At 62.5% G+C, this 22,301-nt stretch carries 24 protein-coding genes, 1 pseudogene and 1 riboswitch; of the genes and pseudogenes, 17 read left to right on the top strand and 8 right to left on the bottom strand.

The features are described from left to right. Nucleotides 1-471: 471 nt before the first annotated feature. The 3 genes from BLV45_RS13265 to BLV45_RS28235 all read left to right on the top strand — a co-directional run bounded on the left by BLV45_RS13265 (nt 472) and on the right by BLV45_RS28235 (nt 2,319). Nucleotides 472-1,767: an MFS transporter gene (locus BLV45_RS13265; protein ID WP_218133541.1), complete on the top strand. Its 1,296-nt coding sequence runs from the start codon at nt 472-474 to the stop codon at nt 1,765-1,767. 247 nt (nt 1,768-2,014) lie between these two features. Next, nucleotides 2,015-2,191, top strand: coding sequence for a hypothetical protein (locus BLV45_RS27860; protein ID WP_245753225.1), 177 nt, complete (start codon nt 2,015-2,017; stop codon nt 2,189-2,191). After that, entirely contained in the window at nt 2,188-2,319 is a 132-nt protein-coding gene (locus BLV45_RS28235; protein ID WP_407671005.1) for a hypothetical protein, read from the top strand. Before BLV45_RS27860 ends, BLV45_RS28235 begins: the two co-directional genes overlap by 4 nt. Here BLV45_RS28235 and BLV45_RS28070 read toward each other — a convergent pair. From BLV45_RS28070 to glaH, 4 genes and pseudogenes are all read right to left on the bottom strand, one after another. Beyond that, entirely contained in the window at nt 2,262-2,501 is a 240-nt protein-coding gene (locus tag BLV45_RS28070) for a hypothetical protein (RefSeq protein WP_281246311.1), read from the bottom strand. The two genes, BLV45_RS28235 and BLV45_RS28070, sit on opposite strands and share 58 nt — an antisense overlap. Nucleotides 2,502-2,575: 74 nt before the next feature. Beyond that, nucleotides 2,576-2,662 (bottom strand): annotated as a pseudogene (locus BLV45_RS28065) (hypothetical protein); the annotation flags it as partial. A 26-nt stretch (nt 2,663-2,688) separates the two neighbouring features. After that, entirely contained in the window at nt 2,689-4,014 is a 1,326-nt protein-coding gene (lhgO, locus tag BLV45_RS13250; protein ID WP_245753223.1) for an L-2-hydroxyglutarate oxidase, read from the bottom strand. Further along, on the bottom strand, nt 4,011-4,946 hold the full coding sequence (gene glaH, locus BLV45_RS13245; protein WP_245753221.1) for a glutarate dioxygenase GlaH: 936 nt from the start codon (nt 4,944-4,946) through the stop codon (nt 4,011-4,013). Before glaH ends, lhgO begins: the two co-directional genes overlap by 4 nt. A gap of 99 nt (nt 4,947-5,045) precedes the next feature. On the opposite strand from glaH, the gene BLV45_RS13240 reads away from it, so the two are divergent. Beyond that, nucleotides 5,046-5,975 carry a LysR substrate-binding domain-containing protein gene (locus BLV45_RS13240; RefSeq protein WP_090533616.1) on the top strand — a complete coding sequence of 310 codons (930 nt, stop codon included), beginning with the start codon at nt 5,046-5,048 and terminating at the stop codon, nt 5,973-5,975. Nucleotides 5,976-6,042: 67 nt separating this feature from the next. On the opposite strand, the gene BLV45_RS13235 is transcribed toward BLV45_RS13240, so the two are convergent. Further along, a complete protein-coding gene (locus BLV45_RS13235) occupies nt 6,043-7,071 on the bottom strand; it encodes an AraC family transcriptional regulator (RefSeq protein WP_090533613.1) in 1,029 nt (342 codons plus the stop codon). A gap of 138 nt (nt 7,072-7,209) precedes the next feature. Next, nucleotides 7,210-7,389 (bottom strand): hypothetical protein, encoded by a 180-nt coding sequence (locus BLV45_RS27040; RefSeq protein WP_143130419.1) that lies wholly within the window; start codon nt 7,387-7,389, stop codon nt 7,210-7,212. Nucleotides 7,390-7,640: 251 nt separating this feature from the next. On the opposite strand from BLV45_RS27040, the gene BLV45_RS13230 reads away from it, so the two are divergent. Next, nucleotides 7,641-8,825 carry an acetyl-CoA C-acyltransferase family protein gene (locus BLV45_RS13230; RefSeq protein WP_090533612.1) on the top strand — a complete coding sequence of 395 codons (1,185 nt, stop codon included), beginning with the start codon at nt 7,641-7,643 and terminating at the stop codon, nt 8,823-8,825. A gap of 116 nt (nt 8,826-8,941) precedes the next feature. Here BLV45_RS13230 and BLV45_RS13225 read toward each other — a convergent pair whose 3' ends face one another. After that, nucleotides 8,942-9,943, bottom strand: a complete 1,002-nt coding sequence (locus BLV45_RS13225; protein WP_090533610.1) for an AraC family transcriptional regulator — start codon at nt 9,941-9,943, stop codon at nt 8,942-8,944. A 246-nt stretch (nt 9,944-10,189) separates the two neighbouring features. Here BLV45_RS13225 and BLV45_RS13220 point away from each other — a divergent pair, with 246 nt between their 5' ends. The 11 genes from BLV45_RS13220 to BLV45_RS13170 all read left to right on the top strand — a co-directional run bounded on the left by BLV45_RS13220 (nt 10,190) and on the right by BLV45_RS13170 (nt 21,164). Beyond that, the gene (locus BLV45_RS13220) at nt 10,190-11,245 is read left to right on the top strand and encodes a BKACE family enzyme (RefSeq protein ID WP_090533608.1); all 1,056 of its coding nucleotides are present in this window, start codon (nt 10,190-10,192) and stop codon (nt 11,243-11,245) included. A 156-nt stretch (nt 11,246-11,401) separates the two neighbouring features. After that, the gene (locus tag BLV45_RS13215) at nt 11,402-12,721 is read left to right on the top strand and encodes an MFS transporter (RefSeq protein WP_090533606.1); all 1,320 of its coding nucleotides are present in this window, start codon (nt 11,402-11,404) and stop codon (nt 12,719-12,721) included. Between the two features lie 109 nt (nt 12,722-12,830). Next, nucleotides 12,831-13,832, top strand: coding sequence for a quinone oxidoreductase family protein (locus BLV45_RS13210; RefSeq protein WP_090533604.1), 1,002 nt, complete (start codon nt 12,831-12,833; stop codon nt 13,830-13,832). Beyond that, a complete protein-coding gene (locus BLV45_RS13205) occupies nt 13,822-14,670 on the top strand; it encodes a TauD/TfdA dioxygenase family protein (protein ID WP_090533602.1) in 849 nt (282 codons plus the stop codon). The genes BLV45_RS13210 and BLV45_RS13205 overlap by 11 nt, the downstream gene beginning before the upstream one ends. A 74-nt stretch (nt 14,671-14,744) precedes the next feature. Next, a complete protein-coding gene (locus BLV45_RS13200) occupies nt 14,745-15,305 on the top strand; it encodes an RBBP9/YdeN family alpha/beta hydrolase (RefSeq protein WP_090533600.1) in 561 nt (186 codons plus the stop codon). A gap of 70 nt (nt 15,306-15,375) precedes the next feature. After that, on the top strand, nt 15,376-15,732 hold the full coding sequence (locus BLV45_RS13195) for a Rieske (2Fe-2S) protein (protein WP_090533598.1): 357 nt from the start codon (nt 15,376-15,378) through the stop codon (nt 15,730-15,732). 42 nt (nt 15,733-15,774) lie between these two features. Then, nucleotides 15,775-17,403 (top strand): 3-(methylthio)propionyl-CoA ligase, encoded by a 1,629-nt coding sequence (locus BLV45_RS13190; RefSeq protein ID WP_090533595.1) that lies wholly within the window; start codon nt 15,775-15,777, stop codon nt 17,401-17,403. Between the two features lie 93 nt (nt 17,404-17,496). Then, complete coding sequence (locus BLV45_RS13185; protein WP_090533593.1) at nt 17,497-18,642, top strand: porin; 1,146 nt, start codon at nt 17,497-17,499, stop codon at nt 18,640-18,642. A 30-nt stretch (nt 18,643-18,672) separates the two neighbouring features. Continuing rightward, nucleotides 18,673-19,059: a BON domain-containing protein gene (locus tag BLV45_RS13180; protein ID WP_090533591.1), complete on the top strand. Its 387-nt coding sequence runs from the start codon at nt 18,673-18,675 to the stop codon at nt 19,057-19,059. Between the two features lie 488 nt (nt 19,060-19,547). Then, nucleotides 19,548-20,309, top strand: a complete 762-nt coding sequence (locus BLV45_RS13175) for a YoaK family protein (RefSeq protein ID WP_090533897.1) — start codon at nt 19,548-19,550, stop codon at nt 20,307-20,309. Nucleotides 20,310-20,789: 480 nt separating this feature from the next. Then, nucleotides 20,790-21,164: a lysozyme inhibitor LprI family protein gene (locus tag BLV45_RS13170; protein WP_090533589.1), complete on the top strand. Its 375-nt coding sequence runs from the start codon at nt 20,790-20,792 to the stop codon at nt 21,162-21,164. A gap of 72 nt (nt 21,165-21,236) precedes the next feature. On the opposite strand, the gene crcB is transcribed toward BLV45_RS13170, so the two are convergent. After that, nucleotides 21,237-21,617 (bottom strand): fluoride efflux transporter CrcB, encoded by a 381-nt coding sequence (gene crcB, locus BLV45_RS13165; protein WP_090533587.1) that lies wholly within the window; start codon nt 21,615-21,617, stop codon nt 21,237-21,239. Nucleotides 21,618-21,693: 76 nt separating this feature from the next. Next, nucleotides 21,694-21,762: riboswitch (Fluoride riboswitch) on the bottom strand. A gap of 148 nt (nt 21,763-21,910) precedes the next feature. Between crcB and BLV45_RS13160 the strand changes: the two genes are divergently transcribed. Continuing rightward, nucleotides 21,911-22,291: a DUF190 domain-containing protein gene (locus BLV45_RS13160; protein WP_090533586.1), complete on the top strand. Its 381-nt coding sequence runs from the start codon at nt 21,911-21,913 to the stop codon at nt 22,289-22,291. Nucleotides 22,292-22,301: the final 10 nt, after the last annotated feature.

Below are 22,301 nucleotides of genomic sequence, written 5' to 3'. Positions count from 1 at the left end.
GATTAATGTCGCCAAAAATAATTCTCGGTGATATGCTGAAGTAAATGTCCGTCGGCTGAGGCTTTGGAGTCGCAAGGAAGGCTTTGATGCAACACTTATACGGAGGTTGTTCATGCTGACAGGCGCCTTCGTTCCGTGCGCGATCCATCGCCGGAATCTCCCACGCGGTGCATGTGACTATCGGAGCCGATGTACGGCTCCTTCTCCAGGCATCGGCTTGCCGGTGAACACCTGATTCTGATCGAGGAGCAAAACGCGCGAAGTTCAACGTCATCACACAAGTCATCAAGACGCTTGAAACAGGCATCGAAACCCAGTGCGCGCACGGCGACACAAAGAATGCGTCCGGCGATGCTCACGGCCAGCAGAAACCACTGCCGGTCCTGTCGTAAAGGTCTTGTTTCACCGGACCCGGCGACATCAGGCGGCACGATTCAATATGAATTTAGTGAATCATCGGAGGAGACAAAATTGAATCTTTATACAAGTAACGTGGTGCCGCCCGAGTCGGCCGCGGCTACCAGTGGCGCCCGGGCCTACGCGTGGGTGGTATTTGCATTGATGTTTTGCCTCTTGCTGTCCGACTACATGTCGCGGCAGGCGCTCAATGCCTTGTTTCCAATCTTGAAAGTGCAGTGGCAGATGTCCGACACACAGCTCGGTTCGATTAGCGGCGTGGTGCCGTTGGCGGTCGGGGTGCTGACTCTCCCGTTTTCCATAATCGCGGACCGTTGGGGACGCGTCAAAAGCATTGCACTGATGGCTGCGCTGTGGAGTCTGGCCACGCTCGGATGCGCGATTGCCAGCAGCTACCACGAGATGTTCCTCGCGCGCATCTTCGTTGGTGTTGGCGAAGCTGCCTACGGAAGCGTCGGACTCGCGATGCTCATGAGCATCTTTCCAAAGCATCTGCGCTCTACCATTGCCGGCGGCTTTACGTCTGCCGCCGCCTTTGGGTCCGTGCTCGGTGTTTCGCTTTCCGGCATCATCGCGACCCACTTTGGCTGGCGCTGGTCTATGGGTCTGATGGCGATCTTCGGTTTTGTGCTGGTGATCATTTATTTCTTCGTCGTCACGGAAAAAAGGCTCGCGCGTGCGCATCCGGACAATACGAACCGAACTGCAGTTTATGGGCGCGTGAAACTGACGCCACGAGCGCTTTTCTCCGGCCTGTTCCCGTCCCGTTCCGTCTTTTGTGCGTACCTCGGCAGCGCCCTGCAGATTTTCATTCAGGGCACGCTTTTCGTGTGGCTGCCCAGCTACCTGAACCGCTACTGGGACATGCCTGTCAGCAAGGCTGCCGTGGTGGCGGCGGGCCTTGTCCTTGTCAGCGGCATGGGCCAACTCCTGTGCGGTGTGATGACCGACCGGATCAGCGGGGACTCGTCACTTAAGAGATGGAATATGGCGATTGGTTATTGTCTCGTGCTGGGCATCCTGCTGGCAGTCGCGTTCCGCCTGCCACCGGGCAACCTGCAACTCCTGATCCTCGCGCCCGCGGTGTTTTTCCTTGCCAGTTCGTTCGGCACGTGCAGCGCGATTATTGCCGGGGCCACACCGCCTGCGATCCATGGCTCGGCATTTGCCACACTGACGCTGTTCAACAATATATTGGGCCTCGCAGCGGGTCCCTTTTTCACCGGCGTGATAGCGGACTCGGTTGGTCTTCAAGGCGCGCTGCGGTGGCTTCCGCTCGCGGCAGTTCTGCCCTTCACGGTGTACCTCATTGGCCGGTGGTGTCACCTCTCGGAAGCGCGACGCGGCTGAACGTGCTGCCGGCGTGGCGAACCCCGGGATTCTGGTGGCATTGGCCGGTGCTTTATCGGCTGTCGTGATGCGGCTCAACCGCGGCATCCTCCGCTCACCTGGCAGAGAACCGTCTTGTGTTGCCGGGATTGCCAGCCAGATTGCTAGCAACGATCTGACTGTCGTAGTGAAGACCGCTCCAGCCTGCTGTTTTCAATGAGGCGCATGCAGGAGCAATTGACCGCTACCGTCACCCGGAACGCCGACAATGCGAGTCGGGCCAACCGCGCTCGCGGCGCAGGCCGCCCAGCTGGCAGAGCAGGGCGGCACCGCGGTGTTGCGCGTGGTGGAAACCATGGAAGGCATCGACGCCAGTTCGGACAGGATCGCCAATATTGTTGGCATCATCGAGGGCATCGTTTTCAGGCCAATATCCTCGCGTTGAATGCTTCCGTTGAAGCGGCATGGGCGGACGAGCAAGGACGAGGCTTTGCGATGATGGCCTCGCCTGTGGGTCATCGCGGGGCGCGCCGTCGGCCGGGAAATTGCGATTGTTCTTCGACGTCGGATTGATCACATCCGCGATATGTCGGCTCACGTCGGGCACGGATTGCGCCTCGCCGCAGCTCGTTCTCGAACACCACCGAGCCTTTTGACAGGGCCACGTTGCGGCCAGCTTCGAAGGCAGTTTTATCGGTGACCGTGACCTGGCCGCGCATCTGGTCTTCGAGCAGATTGACGAAACCGGCACGCACACGCTCTCGCCCCGCGTCTGAAGCGCGGTTTTCATCGCCTCGGGCTCGGTGGCGGCGACGTTGACCGGGCCCATCGAGTCGATGAACTGACGTGCGAAAAAACGCAGCTCGTGTTTTTCCTTCGCGCCGACGCCCGCGGTTTCGACCCTGTCGTTGAGCAGGCGCGAGTTGATCAGGCAGATCTGCTTCAGAAGGCTGTATCAGACATTCTCGTTCCAGGCATCCGCGTTGAACCGCCGGTCGTCGGACCGTGTGCCTCGCCTGTCGGGTACGGGCGGGTCAGGGGAGCAAGGTTGAAACGCTTGTCGAACTCGTCGACGAGACAGGCGCCGATCGGCAACGCGGAGGTCGCAGCCGGAGAAGGGGCGTTGCACACGTGCAGGCTGCGCTGCGACGAACGGATCAGGAAGTCATGCACCATGCTGCCGTCCGCCATCACGGCCTGCGCGCGTACGCCGGACGGGTAGGGCTCGAGGTCGGACAGCACGAGCTCTGGACAATATCGGCGACACAGTTCGAGATAGCCCCGTTTCCACAGCGAGTTGCGCATCTCGATGAGTCCCGATGCGCCATGCTTTCCGAGCATCTTCCAGAAGCCCGGGAACGCCGCCATGCCGGCGAGATCCTTAAGACTTGCGTCGCGCCAGCGATAACCCTCGCGCGCCAGCGCCAGCACGGCGTTTGGACCTACCGTCACATATCCTCCGATCATACGGGTCAGGTGTACGCCGAGAAAAGGCAGCGCGGGATCCGGCACTGGATAGATCAGGTGCTTCACGATGTCGTTCTTTGCTGCCGGCAACCGGTAGTATTCACCGCGAAACGGCACGATCCGAAAGTCGAGATCGACATTGCACATCTTTGCGAGACGATCCGCCATCAGCCCTGCGCAGACGATGGCGTGCCTTGCCCGGAAGCGGTCGCCCGACGTCTCGGCGGTCACGCCGTTTTCGTCTTCATGGAGCGCGTCTACGCGCTGGTTCAACAGAATCTGCGCGCCTCGCTCCTGTGCGAGCCGGGCCATCGTCGTGGTCATGGCCGCATAGTCCGCGATGCCGCTCGCGGCCACGCGGATCGCCGCACGGCCCGTGATGCGCGGCTCGAGCTCCCTCAACGCCGCCTCGCCGAGCATCTGCGGTTCGAGCTGGTTCTGCTGGCAACGTGCGTAGAGCGCATTCAGTCTTTCGACTTCGATGTCCTGGGTCGCGACGATCAGCTTGCCGCATTGCTCGACCGGCACGTCATGGCGCCGGGCGAATTCATAGGTTGCGGCGGCGCCTTGCCTGCAAAACCCGGCCTTGAGGCTTCCCGGCGCGTAATACACGCCGGCGTGGATCACGCCGCTGTTGTGGCTGGACTGGTGAGCCGCGAGCGAGGCCTCCTTCTCGAGCAGCAGCACGCTCAGGCCCGGATGACGTTCGATCAGTTGCATGGCCGTCGAGACGCCGACGATGCCACCGCCCACGACAAGAACATCCGCGTCATAGCCGCGGTGATGCTGGACGGTCGTCATTTTGCGAACACTCCGCGCTGGCGCATCAGTTCACGATGAAGCGCCGGATGCTTCTGGAACGGCGCCCGGCCGTGCAGCCAGAAATAGTTGTTGAGGACCACGAGGTCGCCCACGGGAAGCGGTACTTCGCGCGTTGCGGACGACGCTTCCATCGACGCCGACAAGTCGTGCAGATAAACCGCTTCGGCTGATGAACGGGGCTGCACGAACTGGTCGATGAACGACATCGCCAGACCATACTCGCTCTGGAAGAACACAGGGCGTTCGACCTGCGCGTCGACGTTCTTCGAACCGGGCGCCTTGTAGAGAAATGGCCGGGTGCCGAGTGGATCGTCGAGGAAGGTGTCGCGCTCGCTCCAGTCGTCGACATGCATGAAGCGCGACTCGCCTCCGGCCGCGTTCTCTTCCGCGAACTTCATCATGAGCAGCCATTCGGTCGGCTCGTCGACAAAGGTTCCGTCTGTGTGCAGCGTGAACAGGCGGTATGCCTGGCGCAGATAGGAGTCGCTGTCGTCCGTGTCCTTCACGAGGAAGCGCGCGTAATACGTGCCGGACATCGCGTCGTGATTCGCCGGTCCAAGCAGGTACCCGACTGCGGTTCCGAACCGGACGAAGTCGCGAGGGTCGGCGCTCGCGTCCTGGACGCCCAGCGTGAATCCGCCGGTGGACCGGTCCTGCACGAGTTGTCGAAGTGCGGAGGCGAAACCGTCGCCGACCGCGCGCTCGAGTGCGTGCGCGACCATGAAGCGCATGAACGGTACGTATTCGAGGTTCTGGAGGTCGATGTCCTTGACTGAAGAGAAGAATTTCTGCAACGCGTCACGTTGCACCGTGACATGACGCAGGCGTTCGTGATGCGGATGACGCCCGACCGAAAACTTCAGTTGCGAATCGACTGGCGCGGCCATCGGTAATGCGGTGACGGAGCTCATGAAGGTGCCCTTGGGAAGAGAGTGGGGCTATTTGACTCCTTATCTGTGATTCATTAAATACGTTTAAACTGTGTTTTTATTCGTAAATCGAGATTAAAAATGATCGATAGCCGGCAACTCAAGCTATTCGTCGCATTGGCCGAAGATTTGCACTTCGCCCGATCAGCTGACCGGCTCGACATCGCACAATCGGTGCTCAGCCAGCAGATCAAGAAGCTCGAAACCGATCTCGGCGTGCGGTTGCTCAACCGCAACAAACGCGCGGCGATCACGCTAACCGATGCAGGCGATGTTTTTCTGGTTGAGGCCAGGGCCGCACTGAGACAACTGGAGCGCGCCGACCGCATCGGGCGTCTGGCGGCAAGAGGAGAAGCAGGTCACGTCGCGCTCGGCTATATCGGCTCGGCCGTTACGACCGGGTTGCTGCCCGATACGCTCAGGACATTCAGGGTGGCGAGTCCGGACGTCCGCATGCACGTCGTGGCGATGGAAACGCCGACGCAACTGGAACGCTTGTCGGACGGGACCATCGATGTCGGTTTTATCCGGCCCCGCGCGCATTATCCCGACGGGGTCACGGCCAAAGTCGTGCAGCGCGAACGCTTGCTGATTGCCTTGCCGGCGGATAGTCCACTCACGCGCGTGAGAGCCGTGAAGGCTTCCCAGTTGCGGGGCTTGCCGTTCATTGCGCCGCAGTTCAACGAGACGGCCGGCTTCGCGGAAGATCTCGCCAGACTCGGCCGCATCGGTGGTTTCGACGCGCAACCGGAGTATCGGGTCAACGATTTCATGACGGCAGTAAGCATGGCGTCGGCGGGCTACGGCGTAGCCCTCGTGCCGCAATCCATCCGCGGATTCGCCCAGCCCGGCGTGGTGTTCAAACCTTTAAGCGATTTCGAAGACCAGGTCGAACTCGCGGTGGCATATCGTGCTCGCGAGCATTCGCCCTGCGTGCGGGGGTTCACCGCCATAGCGTTGTCATACGGCGGACTCGCGAAGCGCCAGGCGACGCACCGTACGATGCGTTAGAGACCCGGTTCGGCACCGGCCCCGCGGTCTGGCGCGCGCGGCGCGTAAAGCGTGATGCACTTCTCGTCTAGGGATGTGCCGTCCAGGGACGCTCTGTTCCACGTGTGGCCCGGCTCTCCCTCGCGCTGCAACCGAATTCCGCGTGATACCAGCGCGAGAATGCGCTTGGCGCGGAAAAACCGAGTAGCGTCGCCACCTCGGTTAACGGACGATCGCTTTCCATGACATGACGCGTGGCGAGTTCCTTGCGGATGTCGTTCATGATCGACGAGAAGCTCTGGCCCTCCTCAGCCAGCCGGCGCTGGACCGTGCGGCACACCACGCCCAGGTGCCCGGACACCTGTTCGATGCCGCAGCGCCCGCTGGGTAACAGCAGCAGGATCGTGCGCCGCACGTCCTCAAGCATGGTCGCCTGCTGCGACGTTACGGACGCGTCCAGCAACCGCTGCGCGTAGCGCGCCATCGCCGGATCGGCTGACGGGTTGCGTGCATCGAGATCGGCCTTCGCGCAGATGATGCAGTTGAAGTCATAGCCGAACTCGACGCAACGGCCAAAAAACCGCTGGTGCGTACTGGTATCGCGCGGCGCCGGGTGTTCGAAGCATACGCGCCGCGGCTGCCAGTCGGCCTTGAAGAGCTGGCGTATCAACCGCACCATGACACCTAGCGCCAGTTCAACCCTTTGGCGTGTGGGCTGATGCGCATTGCCGGAAATGATCGCCTCGCGAATGATGACCAGTTCGCCGCATTCCTCGACCGCCAGCGACAGCGCGCCGTTGAGCAAGGCCTGGTAGCGCATCAGCATGTCGAGCGAGTCGCGCAGCGTCGCCTGGTCGCGAATCAGCAATCCTACTGCCCCAAGGTTGGACAAGAGGCGCGACTCGGCCATGCACAGTCCGAAACTCTCGTTGCCTGACATGGCGGCGGACGCCTGGAGTAATTGTCCGACACGCTCGGCCGGAATCATGAGGTCCGGCTCGCGCAGTACGCCCGGACTCAACCCCGCGTCAAAGAGCATCCGCACCGGATCCAGTCCGGCTGCCCGGGCGACCTTGCTGTAGTTGGTGAGGCTCGCAGCGCGGACAAGTGACGACATCGGAGAATGGAATAGAAGACTGGCACAAAATGATAAGTCCCAGTCATGTATTGTCAAGCGGGAGGAACCCGTCGTACCCACACTGCGAAGCATCGACTGGCCTGGGACAACCGGAGACAGCCTTCGTGATTGAACGTCTCAAAGCGGCACCGCGTTGGTCTGCGCAACGTCTTTGGGCAACTCGATCCGCGTCGAGCCAGTCAGTTGCACGACCGGCGCCGCGCCCGGCAACGTCAACCTGGGCGCGGCGGCCGGGGACGAATTGCGCGTGGCGGAAATCTGGACGCGGCTCCTGAAGCATCGCGTCGTTCTTCCCATGACATCACGCTCGCGCCCTCGGCCATGCGCCGGAGCGACGGCAGGTCGGGAATCGCCAGGTATCCGGAAGCACGCCGCGCTGCGTGATCGGGCGTGATTCCTTGTTCATGGTCTGGCACGACGCCGCAAGCATTGAGGCCCGGTCGCCCGGCGCGTTGGGTGTCAGAGGCTGTCCGGGGTGACCCCGGAGGTGCAACATTTTGATCAGTCCACGGGCCAGCTTGTAGCATTCAACCGCAAGGAGAGCAATCATGAGCAGGCGTGATGTCGTGGTATTGGGGGCGGCCCGGTCGGCGATCGGAACTTTCGGAGGATCCCTCGCCGACATTGAACCGGCAGAACTGGCCGGCACCGTAATGAAGGAAGCGGTCACGCGCTCCGGTGTTGACCCGGCGACGATCAATTACGTGACCGTTGGCAACACGATTCCCACCGAGGCCCGCTTCGCTTACGTGGCGCGCGTGGCGGCCATCCAGGCGGGGCTCCCTATGGATTCGGTGGCGATGTCGGTGAATCGTCTTTGTTCGTCAGGCCTGCAGGCCATCGTGACGACAGCGCAGAACATCCTGCTCGGTGATTGCGACTATGGCGTGGGCGGTGGGGTCGAGGTGATGAGCCGCGGCGGCTATCTATCCACCGCAATGCGTAGCGGCGCACGCATGGGCGACACCAGAATGATCGACACCATGGTCGCCACGTTGACCGATCCGTTCGGTGTGGGCCACATGGGTGTCACGGCTGAGAACCTGGTTGCCAGATGGGGCATTACGCGCGAGGAGCAGGATGCGCTGGCGGTGGAGTCGCATCGCAGGGCGGCGCGGGCGATCGCCGAAGGGCGCTTCAGGTCGCAGATTGTCCCCATCGTCAAACAGACGAAAAAGGGTGACGTGATATTCGACACTGACGAACACGTGAAGCCGGGCACGACGATGGAGACACTGGCCAGGATGAAGCCGGCGTTCAGGAAGGATGGCTCGGTGACCGCGGGCAACGCGTCAGGTATCAATGATGGCGCAGCCTTTTTCGTGCTGGCCGACGCGGCGGTGGCGGCTGCCGCCGGCCACAGGCCGCTCGCGCGGCTGGTCTCCAGCGCGGTGACAGGGGTGTCCAATGAAATCATGGGCGAAGGCCCGATCTCCGCCACGAAGCTGGCGCTTAAGAAAGGCGGCGTTACGCTTGACCAGATCGACGTGATCGAGAGCAACGAAGCGTTCGCGGCGCAGGCCATCGCGGTGGCGCGTGCGCTTGAATTCGACATGGACAGGACCAACCCGAACGGCGGCGCGATCGCGCTGGGTCATCCGATCGGTTGCTCAGGCGCTTTCCTCGCCACGAAAGCGGTCTACGAGTTGCAACGCATCGGCGGCCGCTATGCGCTCGTGACGATGTGCGTCGGCGGTGGCCAGGGTATCGCCGCGGTGTTCGAGCGCCTGTGAGGCCCGAGACCCAGTTCATGTCAGTCAGGTGTGGCGGCGACGCAAAGTGACAAATGCAGGGATGAAAACACGCCGCCGCCTGCCCAGTGTTGCCTTGGGCCGGGTGCGCGGCGCCATCATTTCAGATGGCTGTTGCGCCAGTCACGCGGCGTCACGCCGAAGCGTGAACTAAACCAGTTCGTGAAGGAACCCTGCTGTGAATAGCCCAGCAATGCGGAAACCCGCCCGATCGGATAGCCCGGGTTGCTCATATAGCGCACGGCAAGTTCTCCCCTGACTTCCTCGACCAGGCGCGAGAAGCTGGTATGTGTCAGCCCAAGCTGGCGCTGCATGGTGCGAACGCTCAGACGTAAATGGGCGGCAACCCGTTCGACGGTAGCCTGCTCGATGGGCAGCAACAGGTAGATTGCCTTGCGCACTTCCAGCGCGGTCGAATCGACACCCGTCGCATTGAGTGAATCCGCGAGGCTCTCGGCATATCGCACCAGTTCCGGGTCAGCGGCAGGATTCGGATAGTCGAGATCGGCGGCCGCACACACGAAGCCGTTGAAATCGCTGCCGAACTCCAGCGGGCAGCCGAAGAACCGTCGATGAAACGTCAGGTCTTTCGGTCCTTGATGAACGAAATGGACCGAGCGTGGTTTCCAGTGATCGCCAAGCAGGGCACTGGAGTGGCGCCAGAGGACACCGACCGCGAGTTCAATCGCCTGATTCGTCGGGGTACCCGGCTCGACGACCAGTTCTTCGCGGATGGTAACCGTTTCACCCATGTCCTCGACGTACACAGCCAGGGCTTCGTTCAACAGATGCCGGTATTGGGCCGTGGCCAGCAACACCTCGCGCAGCGTGCGCTTGTGCGCGAGCAGGACATTGACCACACCCGTACCGAACTTCTGCCGGGTCTCGGCCATCTGCAGCGCGAAAGTCGGGCATGACGCCTTTTCGGCCGTAAGTTCCAGCAGCCGGCACGCGGCGGGTGCCGGAATGCGATCGTCCGGATTTGCAAGCGCAGCGGTATCGATCCCCACCTGCTGTGCAAGCTCGACCGGGTTCAGTCCGACCCGCCGCGTCACATCGAAATAGCCGCTCATGGCTACCGAGCGCAACATTGTTTCCATCGCTGTGTCTCCGCACCTGTCTCGCAGGCGGCGTCGCCTTGTCTGGTAATGAAATGCCTGCCGCGCGTACATATCGGTGTTAACGCGCGGTGGCATGAAATACTAAAAAGATGGCGCTTAATCACAAAAGTGTAACGCAGGATTGCCGTATCGTGCGATCTCAACGGTTCACGATGTTCCGACCAGTCTTGATGCGGCCAGCCGTGTCACGGGAGTCGGAATACCGTCCCCCTATTGGAGAACACAATGCAATTCCTCGACGATTCGCTGCACCCCGAGAACCAGGACAAGGTTGTCATCACGACCGCTCCGTACGGCCCGGAATGGATGCCCGAAGACTTTCCAGAAGACATTCCGGTGACGATGGAGGCGCAGATCCAGAAGGCCGTCGATTGCTACAACGCCGGCGCGACCGTCCTGCATCTGCACGTGCGTGAACTGGATGGCAAGGGCTCCAAGCGCCTGTCGAAATTCAACGAACTCATTGCGGGTGTGCGCGCGGCCGTGCCGGACATGATCATCCAGGTCGGCGGCTCGATCTCGTTCGCGCCGGAAGACGACGGCCAGGCCGCGAAGTGGCTGTCCGACGACACGCGTCACATGCTGGCCGATCTCGATCCGAAACCCGATCAGGTGACGGTGGCGATCAACACCACGCAGATGAACATCATGGAGCTGCTCTATCCGGCGTACCTGGAAGGCACCTCGCTATCCAATCCCGCGCTCATGGCGGCTTATAGCGAAATGACGGTTCCCGCCGGCCCGGCATGGGTCGAGGAGCACCTGCGCCGCCTGCAGGCCTCGCGCATCCAGCCGCACTTCCAGCTCACGGGCATCCACGCGCTCGAGACCCTCGATCGTCTCGTACGCAAGGGCGCCTACAAAGGTCCGCTCAATCTGACGTGGATCGGTATAGGCGGGGGCTTCGACGGCCCGAACCCGTTCAACTTCTTCAACTTCGTTCACCGTGCGCCGGACGGCTGCACGCTCACGGCCGAGTCGCTGCTCAAGAACGTGTTGCCGTTCAACATGATGGCGATGACCATGGGCCTGCATCCTCGCTGCGGCATCGAGGACACGATCATCGACCAGCACGGCAACAGGATGACGTCGGTGCAGCAGATCGAACAATGCGTGCGCGTCGCGCGCGAACTGGGCCGCGAGATTGCTTCCGGCAAGGAAGCGCGCGATATCTACCGCATCGGCGAGCAGTACGAAACGGTCGACGAAACGCTCGTGGCAAACGGCATGGCGCCGAATCGCAAGGCCGGTGTGAAGAACCTGCCGCTGCGCGCGGCGTAAGGGATTGGCGCGCAGCGGCTGACGCTTCGCGGATACCGCGTTTCAAAGGCAGGGCTCCCCGGTATGCCGGGGAGGGTTGCACAGTATCCGTAAAGATCCCTTTGCCCTGCAGGGCAAAGGCGGTCGCCAACGAGATGGACACGAAGGAGACGACTCATGTTCACGCATGCCGGGCCCACGACGGCCGATGTTTCGACGACGCAAAAAGACGTGCGCGCGTATGCGTGGGTGATATTTGCCCTGACAGTCGGATTGCTGCTCTCCGACTACATGTCGCGGCAGGTGTTGAATGCGGTGTTTCCGATGCTCAAGGCCGCGTGGAATCTTTCCGATACCCGGCTGGGTTCGCTGAGCAGTGTGGTCGCGCTAATGGTCGGCGTGCTCACCTTTCCGCTGTCGGTGCTCGCCGACCGCTGGGGGCGCGTGAAGAGCATTGTCCTGATGGCGGCGATGTGGAGTCTCGCGACGCTCGGCTGTGCGCTCTCGACGAACTACAACGAGATGTTGCTCGCGCGCGCTTTCGTTGGTATCGGTGAAGCCGCTTATGGCAGTGTCGGCATCGCGGTCGTCCTCAGCATTTTTCCGGCCCGGCTGCGCGCCACGCTCACCGCCGCGTTCATGGCCGGAGGGGCGTTCGGTTCAGTGCTGGGGATGGCGCTCGGGGGGACGGTCGCGGCTCACCTGGGCTGGCGCGCGGCATTCGGCGCAATGGCGGCCCTGGGGATCGTGCTGGTGGTTCTCTACCGGTTTGCCGTCACGGAAAAACAGCTGGCGCGACTGCAGCCCGCAAGTGTGAGCGGGCAAGCACAGGGCTACGGCGTGTGCATGAGCTTCCGCGCGCTGATGAAAGGGCTCTTTTCGACGAAGTCAGTCGTGTGCGCCTACGTCGGCAGCGGTATCCATCTGCTGGTCCCGGCAGCAGTATGGGCGTGGATGCCCAGCTTCCTGAACCGATACTACGGAATGTCCACCGGCAACGCGGCAATGAGTGCGGCGGTGTTCGTGCTGGCAACCGCTTTCGGCATGGTGGCGTGTGGAATGCTGACTGACTGGCTCAGCAAGCAGGAGCGGGAAAGAAAGTGGAACACAGCCGTCGCCTTCTGCCTGCTCTGCTTCGTGCTGCTCACGATCGGTTTCCGGATGCCGGCGGGTCCGGCACAGCTCGTCCTGATCGGCGCCGGCATGTTCTTCAGTGCGGGCGCGACCGGCCCCTCGGGTGCGATGGTGGCGAACCTCACCCCGCCGTCGATCCATGCTTCGGCGTTTGCGACCCTGACGCTGGCGAACAACCTGCTGGGACTGGCACCCGCTGCCGTCCTGACGGGCATGGTGGCCGACCGGATCGGTCTGCTCGGCGCGTTGCAACTCGTGCCGTTTGCCCCTCTTGTCGCGGCGGTCGCCTTCTTCATCGGCAAGCGGAACTATGGGGTCGACCTCGATCGCGTGAGCGCCCTGCGCGAACAGGCCAGGTGCTGACCCCGTTACCCGTGTGCTTTAGACCTGGTAAGGGCGCCTGAAAGCAGGAGGGGCAGCCCCTCACAGGCCAGATAAATTTGCGGTTCGAGTAAAGGACAGGAGATTCGAAATGGCGAAAGCAGTGCGTTTCCATCAAACCGGCGGCCCCGAAGTCTTGCGCTATGAAAACGTCGAAGTGGGCGACCCCGGCGCCGGACAGGTTCGCTTGCGCCACGAGGCGGTCGGTCTGAATTTCGCCGACACGTACTTCCGCAGCGGACTGTACCCCGTGCCGCTGCCTGCGGGCATGGGCGTCGAGGCGGCAGGCGTGGTCGAGGCCGTTGGCCCCGACGTGACCAACGTCGCGGTCGGCGATCGCGTGACTTACACCGGCTTTCTCAACACACTCGGCGCTTACAGCACTGAACGCCTGGTCCCGGCGGCGCCGCTCATCAAGCTGCCCGATGCGATCTCATGCGAGACGGCTGCCGGAATGACAATGCGAGGCCTGACCTCGGCGTACCTGATGCGCCGCATTCATGACTTCAAGGCGGGCGACACCATCCTGCTGCATGCTGCCGCCGGCGGTGTCGGCCTGATTGTGTCGCAATGGGCAAAGCTGCTGGGTCTCACCGTGATCGGCACGGTTTCGAACGAGGTCAAGGGCGAGGTGGCCCGTGCGCATGGCTGCGACCATATCGTCTGCTACAGCCGGGAGGACGTCGCGAAGCGCGTGCGCGAACTGACGGATGGCGTTGGAGTCGACGTCGTGTTCGACAGCGTCGGCAAGGATACCTTCGAGTCATCGCTCGATTCGCTCAGGCGACGCGGCTTGATGGTTTGCGTCGGCACGGCGTCCGGGCCGATTCCGCCGTTCAATCCGCAGATTCTGGCGATGAAGGGCTCGCTCTATCTGACGCGCCCCGCGCTGGCGGACTATATCGCCGACCCCGCCGAGAAGGATGAACTCGCCGGGGAACTCTTCGGACATGTCGCCGCGGGCCGCATCAAGATCGAACTCAACCAGCGTTACGCGCTGGAGGACGCGGCGCAGGCGCACCGCGACCTCGAATCGCGCAAGACGACTGGCTCGTCGGTCTTCGTCATCCGAGGAGAAGACGATGCAAGTTGAACAACTGACATGCGCGATCGGCGCCGAACTGGTCGGGGTGAATCTCGCTGATGCCATCCACGATGACGGCCTGTTTGCCCGGATCCGTGCGGCGCTGCTTGAACATCGGGTGCTGTTCCTGCGCGACCAGAATATCTCGCGCGGCGAACATGTCGCTTTTGCGCGCCGTTTCGGCGAACTGGAGGGCCATCCCGTCGCCGGCAGCGACCCGGAACATCCGGGTCTCGTGCGCATCTACAAGAACCCGGAACAGCCCAACGACCGGTATGAAAACGCGTGGCACGCGGATGCCACCTGGCGCGAAGCGCCGCAGTTCGGCGCTGTTCTACGCTGCGTGGAGTGCCCGCCGGTCGGCGGCGACACGATGTGGGCGAACATGGTCCTCGCCTACGAGAACCTGCCGGACCACGTCAAGACCCAGATCGCGGAGCTGCGCGCCCGCCACAGCATCGAGGCGAGCTTCGGCGCGGTCATGCCGACGGAGAAACGTCTCGCGCTGAAGGCGCAGTTCCCGGACGCGGAGCATCCAGTCGTGCGCACGCACCCGGAGACCGGCGAGAAGGTGTTGTTCGTGAACGCCTTCACCACGCATTTCACCAACTATCACACGCCGGCACGGGTGCGCTTCGGGCAGGACGCAAGTCCGGGCGCGGGCGATCTGTTGCGCTATCTGATCAGCCAGGCCTGCATTCCCGAGTATCAGGTCCGCTGGCGCTGGAAACCCAACAGCATCGCGATCTGGGACAACCGCAGCACGCAGCACTATGCCGTGATGGACTACCCGCCGTGTCACCGCAAGATGGAGCGCGCCGGAATTGTCGGCGACAAGCCGTATTGACCGACAGCAATCATCTTGCGTGGGACCAGCGTAACGCGCTAAAGCGCGAACGCGGGTCGACAGGAGACCGCTTCATGACTCTGGATACGACACCGACCATTCTGATGGTGCCCGGCTTGCGCGATCACGTCGCGGAGCACTGGCAAACCCTGCTGGAGCGGAAGTTACCCAAGGCAGCCTCGGTGCCGCCGCTCGAGCATGACAAACTCAGCTGCGCGGCACGCGTCGCGGCGCTCGATGCTGCCCTTGCGAAAATCGATGGCCCGGTGATCCTGGTCGCGCATAGCGCGGGCGTGATGATCACAGTGCATTGGGCCCAGCACCACAGCCGCAAGATTCACGGTGCACTGCTCGCCGCTCCGGCCGACCTCGAGACGCCGCTGCCGGCAGGCTATCCGGCCTTCGATGCGCTCGCCCAGAACGGTTGGCTGCCGATCCCGCGAAAGCCGTTGCCGTTTCCAGCCATCGTCGGTGCGAGCCGCAACGATCCGCTCGCGCAGTTCGAGCGTGTCGCGGCGATGGCAAAAAACTGGGGCAGTCGCCTCGTCGACCTCGGCAAAGTGGGCCACCTGAATCCAGCGGCAGGATTCGGTGAGTGGCCGATGGCGGAGACGCTGATCCACGAACTTGAATGATCAGATCCATTCTCTTCGACTCGATTATTTGCGACATGGTGTTAGCAGTCCGAATCTAAAGGAGCAGGAAATGTCACGTCGGATACCGGTTGGCCCGGTCGATGAACTCGCGCCAGGCCAGCGGAAGCTGGTCTTCATCGATGGCCGCAGCATCGTCCTGTTCAACATCGCCGGCACGATCCACGCAATCGACAACGCGTGTCCGCACAACGGGGCCTCGGTCGCAAGCGGTCAGCTCGAGGGGTGCGTGCTGCGCTGTCCGGCGCACGGCCTGCGCTTCGACCTGCGCACCGGCTGCGTGTCGGGCGCAGGCGGGTTGAGCCTGACCACTTTCCCGGTTCAGGCCGTCGACGGCAAGCTGGTCGTGCGTCTTGAAGACCCTGCCGCAAGTCCCGGGCATGCGCCGGTGTCCGATGCGTCACCCTGATCCAGGCCGCGCGGGAACATGCAGTCATTGAGGAGAAAAAGGATGCAAGGTTTGATGATGCAGCAACCGCTACGGGTCGCTTCGCTGCTGATGCACGCTGAACGCCATCACGGCGAACAGGAAATCGTGTCGCGACGGATCGAGGGCGACATTCACCGGTATCGGTACCGGGACCTCGCGCAACGCGCGCGCCGCATGGCAAACGCCCTGGCAGGCCTCGGCATCAAGCCGGGCGAGCGGGTAGGGACGCTGGCGTGGAACGGCTACCGGCACATGGAGCTGTACTTCGCCGTGTCGGGGGCCGGGTCCGTGTTGCATACGCTCAACCCCCGGTTCCACGTCGACCAGCTCGCGTACATCATCGAGCATGCGGAAGATCGCGTCGTGTTCTTTGACCTGACGTTTCTGCCGTTGATCGAGAACGTCGCGCCGCGGGTCAGGAGCCCGAAGGTTTTCGTCGCGATGACCGGTCGCGCGAACATGCCACGAGACCATGCCCTGCCGGCGACGCTGCTTTGCTACGAGGATCTCGTCGACGGTCACGGCGACATTTTCGACTGGCCGTTGCTGGACGAAAACAGCGCTTCGTCGCTGTGCTACACGTCTGGTACGACAGGCAATCCGAAAGGGGTGCTATACAGCCACCGCTCGACCGTCCTGCACACCTACGCGGCGGCGCTACCGGACGCGCTGAACTGTTCGGCGCGCGACGTGATCCTCCCGGTCGTGCCGATGTTCCATGTGAACGCATGGGGACTGCCGTATATCGCCTGCATGGTCGGTGCGAAGCTGGTGTTTCCGGGGCCGGCGCTGGACGGCAAGTCGCTCCATGAACTGATCGAGGATGAACGGGTCACGCTGTCTGCCGGCGTGCCGACTGTCTGGCAGGGACTGCTTGCGCACGTCGACGCGATCAAGGGTTCTTTCTCGTGGATGAGGCGCACGATTGTCGGCGGCGCTCCCTGTCCGACGGCGATGACGGCGGCGTTCCAGGAGCGCCATCGAGTCGATGTGCTGCACGCATGGGGCATGACGGAATTGAGCCCGGTCGGAACGGTCTGCAGTTTCAAGGCGCATCAGGTGTCTCTGCCTGTCGGGAAGCGCCACGCGCTTCAGGCGAAGCAGGGACGCCCGGTGTTTGGCATCGACATGAAAATCGTCGACCCTGACGGCAGGGAGTTGCCGTGGGATGGCACCGCGACTGGCGATCTGCTGGTGCGCGGTCATTGGGTCACGCGGGAGTATTTCGGCAGTGACGCCACATCGCCGCTGCGCGACGGCTGGTTCCCCACCGGCGACGTGGCAAGGATCGATCCCGACGGGTTCATGCAGATTACGGATCGCAGCAAGGACGTCATCAAGTCTGGTGGCGAGTGGATCAGTTCGACCGACATCGAAAACGTCGCGTACCTGCACCCGGAAGTCACGACGGCGGTTTGCATCGCCGCGCGGCATCCGAAGTGGGACGAACGGCCGCTGCTACTGATCGTGAAGAAGCCCGGCAGCTTGCTCTCTACGGACGAACTGCTCACGTTCCTTGACGGGCGGGTTGCGAAGTGGTGGAAGCCCGATGCCGTGGTGTTCGTCGACTCGGTTCCGGTCGGTGCGACGGGCAAGGTGCTCAAGAACCGGTTGCGGGATCAGTTCGCCGGTTACTACCTGTCGGCCTGAGACACCGACCTTGTAGCGACACGGTTTCATTCGAACAACAAGCGATAAAACGGCCGGGTCCACCCGGCGCCCCAAAAACCAGGAGGAGACGCAATGGGATTCAAATCAGGTAGCCTGGCACTACTGATAGCTTTCGCCCCGGCAGCCTACGGGCAATCATCGGTCACGCTCTATGGCGTGCTCGACAGTGGCCTGCTGTATCAAAGCACCGCGGCGGCGTCGTTCGCGCCGAATGCGCGCAATCTGGGCCACACCTGGCAAGTCAAGGACGGTGGCATCTTCTCCAGCTTGTGGGGCCTGAAGGGTAGCGAGGACATCGGTGGCGGCTACAAGATCAACTTCAGGCTGCAAGGCTCGTTCACGTCCACGAACGGCAAGCCGGGTTTGTCCGACACGCCGGGCGCGACCGCGCTCTTCAACCAGTATACGAGTATCGGCATATCCGGGCCGTTCGGCACGATCGACGCCGGCCGGCAGATCGTCCCGATGATCTACGCGATGGCGGAAACCGACGCACGCGGGGCGCAGTATTTCGGCAGTATCCTGACCGCGTGGCTCGGTCTCAACCAGGCGGCCGGCTGGCCCGGCACCAGCACGAATGCACCGATCGGCGCCCTCTATGACAGCAACGCGCTGGTTTATACGTCGCCGAAATTCCACGGTGCGTCCGTTTCGCTCGAGTTCGCGCCGGGCGGCGTTCCGGGGCAGCTCCAGGGCGGCACGCGCGAGTCGGCCGTGTTCAGGTATTCGAACTATGGCCTGAATCTGGCTGCCTTGTACTACAACGGGCACGACACCAATCCATACCCGGCCAGCTATCCCACGGGTTCTGCCGTACCGGCGACAGGTCTCGCCAATAACCGCTTCTATTATTTCGGCGCGATGTACACGATCAGCGGATTCTCGTTATCCGCCTCGTACAGCGTCGGCAAGAACCCGGCGAAGAGCAACAGCGTCGACTTCGAAATGGTGTCGGGCGGCCTCGGCTATCAGTTCAATCCGTTCTTCAAGGTCACGTCCGGCTACTACTACCTGAGGGACCGCAACCATTCGGCGAATCACTCGAGCGAAATCGCCGTGGGCGGGGAATACAACCTGTCGAAGGCGACCAGGGCATATGTGCAGGTCGGGTATGTCGACAACAAGGGAACCATGAACCAGACGATCGTCTACGGCACACCGGTTGCGCCCGGTGTCTCCACCACTGCGGCCATGGTCGGTATTCGCCATAACTTTTGATTCCGCCACCTTCATGAACCGGAGCAATCCATGAGAACAAGCAAGGCACTCGAGCTGGCGGTCATCGCATGGTTCGTTACGGCGTCCACAACTGCGTGGTCCCAGACCGCTGGAGCAGCCAGTGCATCCGCCAGTGCGCAAGGTGCGTCCGGGACCGCGGCATCGGGCGCCACGGCTCCCGTGGGCAGGAAAGCGGATCGTGCCCTGCGCCGCAGGGTTTATGCCGCCATCGGGAAAGACAAGGAAATCAGCGCCGGAGACATCAGTGTCATCACGAAAGACGGCGCGGTGATACTGAATGGCACGGTCACGGACGTCGCCCAGATCGGCAAGGCCGAGACGATCACGAGAGGCGTTTCCGGAGTGACGTCCGTGACCAGCAAGCTGACGGTGAAGAAGCCGTTAGGCGGCATGTAAGCGGTCGTAGCCAGCACGGAGTACGGCGAGACCGGGGACAACGGGTCACGCCGACTTCAACCCGTCAGTGGCGAGACCTGGTCAGACGGATTCCGGCTGTTTCCCGGAGTGCTTCTCGCCGCCCCGCGCTTAGACGATGCTCGCGAGTTCTGCCGTCTGCAGGGCGATCGCGTCTACGTCAGGATGCAGCAGCGCATCTGCTCTGGCCGGGTTCGGGTCATTTGTCCGCGTTCCTCGGACGCAGTGGGGCGCAAGTGTCTGTTTGCGCCGCTTATGGGTGAGACTGAAGGGAGTCGAAGCGTCGTCCGGCTGGCCTCATATGCGTCGCGATGTTTCGTGAACAAACCGCATGGTCGGCCGACGCACGAGACGTGTCCGGCAATGTCAAACGTCGCCGCACAGGCGACTGATAGACTGGCAGATCATTCAGCCGCCGCGCCGGCATTGTGGGCGCCGCGCGGACTTCGCTTCAGGAACAGCTCATCCTCATGCCAATCAACTATCTCCGGACGTTCACTTCGCCCGCGCGCACCGACCACTCAAACCGGCGGCTGGGCTGCGCGCTCGCGTTCGTCGCCGGCGCCGCGAATGCCGGCGGCTTTCTGGCCGTCGGTCAGTACACGTCTCATATGTCGGGGATCGTTTCTTCGCTGGCGGACAACCTGATTCTCGGGCAGGTGGCATTCGTCCTTTCCGCGGCAGGGTCCGTTGCCGCTTTTCTGGCGGGCGCCGCGACGTCCGCCGTGGTGATCAACTGGGGACGCCAGCGTCGCGCGAGGAGCATCTACGCGACGCCGCTGCTGCTCGAGGCCATCCTGTTGCTCTGCTTTGGCTTGCTGGGCGCGAACCTTGAAGCTCACCGTGTCTTTTACATACCGACGACCGTCGCGCTGCTGTGTTTTGTGATGGGTCTTCAGAACGCGATGATCACGAAGATCTCGAAGGCCGAAATCCGGACCACGCACATGACGGGCCTCGTGACCGATATCGGAATCGAGCTGGGCAAGGGTCTCTACTGGAATCGCGGCATGCCGCCCGGCGCCCCGCACTATGTGCGCGCCGACCGCCGCAAGCTCACGCTGCTGGCTTCCCTGCTCGGCATGTTTCTGGCCGGAGGGATTGCCGGCGCGTTCGGGTTCAAGCAGTTCGGCTTTGTCGCGACGGTACCGCTGGCCGCCGTGCTCCTGACGTTCGCCGGGGTGCCCGTTGGAGACGATCTTGCATTGTTGCGTCGTCGCGGGCGTTCCTGAGACGCCGGTTTTCGCAGCTTATGTCCGGGTCGTTGTCGCACACATGCATGCAGGTGAAACGTTCAACACCAGAACGGTGCGAACGCATCCGCGAAAAAAAGAAGGCACGGCATCAAGCCGTGCCTGCGACAGCAAAAGGACAGACAGGGGTATGGAGGCGTTGCCCTTCGTTCGCAAAAATGGCCGGCCCAGGAGGAGGCCAGCCGTTCGATAACCCGTGTATTGAAGGTTACAGTGCATCGCGGCGAGGATACAGGCCGTAAGGTCGAAAACACTGCTCGTGAAAAGCGAACAATGGCTGCCGTGCCTGCGTCGCAGCGGCGTATCCGGTGATGCAGATCACCGGGGCCGTCGACCACACGACGTGACGCGCATCAAACAGGAGGCGGCTCGATCCGCGGCTGCACCACCCGCACACGAAGGGCAAGGAGCGAAGCCTTACACTACGGGCTTCCCACTTCCGATCCGGATGGTCGTTCAATGCCTCATCGCTCATCAACACTGAATCGTCGCCTGGTCCGTTATGCGTTCGCGACGCTTTTCGCTGCGCTGTCGACGCAGGCGGCGTGGGCAGCGAGTTTCGACTGCGGGCAGGCGAAGCAGCCCGACGAACGCGCGATCTGCGCGTCGCGGCAGTTAAGCGAGATGGATGTGGAAATGGCGGTGCGTTACGACACGTTGACGGGCCTCGTCGCCATGGGCACACGCGGCGACATGCAGGACGAGCAGCGCGCATGGCTGCACGAGCGCGCCGCGTGCCGTGGTGACCGGCGCTGTCTGCGAGCTTCATACACGAAGCGCATCGACACGCTGAAACGCGAGTACGATCAGCTGAAAAGCCGCGGGCCGTTCTAGCGCGAACGCTCCAGCCCGAAGCCAGCGCGTCCGGATAGTCCGGCTAGAAGGGCGTTGGATCGATACCCGAACTCACCGCGTGAGCAGCGCGACGGTGCCGATGCCGAACAGCGTCATGACAAGCGAACTGCCGACGTGAATCGCTATTTCAGCGATGGCCCAGCCGGGCCGGCCCTGCTGCAGATGGCCGACGACTTCGGCGGAAAACGTCGAGAACGTCGACAGTCCGCCCATCAGGCCGGTGATCACGAAGAGCCGCCATTCGGGCGCGATACCCGGGTATCGCGCGAATACCGCAACGGCCACGCCAATCACGTACCCCGCGATGATGTTCGACGCGAGTGTGCCGAGCGGCAGCACAGGCAGCACGGCATTGAGCCGCAGACCGAGAACCCAGCGAAGCAGTGAACCGAGTGCGCCGCCGATGCCGACGGCAAGAATGGACAGATACATTGTTGTTAGAGATCCAGGCAGGTCGATAAACCGGGTCGTGTGCGGGCAGACATGGCACTGCCCGCCGGTTTCCCGGACGAAGGCAGGCATCATCAGCCACAAGGGCGGTTTAGGGACAACGGAGAATGCCATCTCCGGCCCGCAGTCTATCACCGGGGCGCCCAGCCTTCACACGGATCGTCGCGACCACGCGGACGACCTGAACTAGAATGAAACAACGGTTTCCGCCGACGCGATTTTCGTCTCGCCAGCGGGCACGCCGCCGGAACATCGCCCGTCGCTGGAGACCGTTCATGAAGGGCTACCAACTCACGTTTTACACCGAGCAGAACCGGCGGCACGGCCGGCAATCCGTGATCGACTGGCTGCTGGCGAAGGCGAAGCAGACCGGCATTCAGGGCGCGACCGTCATCGCGGCGGCCGAGGGCGTCAGCCACGCGGGCATACACCACGCCGCGCGTTTTTTCGAGCTGACCGACCAGCCGATGCAGGTCATGTTCGCGGTCACGGAAATCGAGGCGGAACTCATGCTCGACGCAATCCGCCGCGAAAACGTACATGTGTTCTACACAAGCTGCCCGATCGAGTTCGGCCTGCTGGGTGGCGACCAGCCGGCGCCGCGCCGGATCAAACTGTCTTCGCTGTTTCATCGCGTGCATCGTCCGGCGCATTGAACCTGATTCA

Origin of the sequence: Paraburkholderia sartisoli, from assembly GCF_900107685.1 — a bacterium.
Lineage (GTDB): Bacteria > Pseudomonadota > Gammaproteobacteria > Burkholderiales > Burkholderiaceae > Paraburkholderia > Paraburkholderia sartisoli.
Note: the sequence above shows the minus strand (reverse complement) of the source record. Positions and strands in the feature narration are given on the sequence as shown.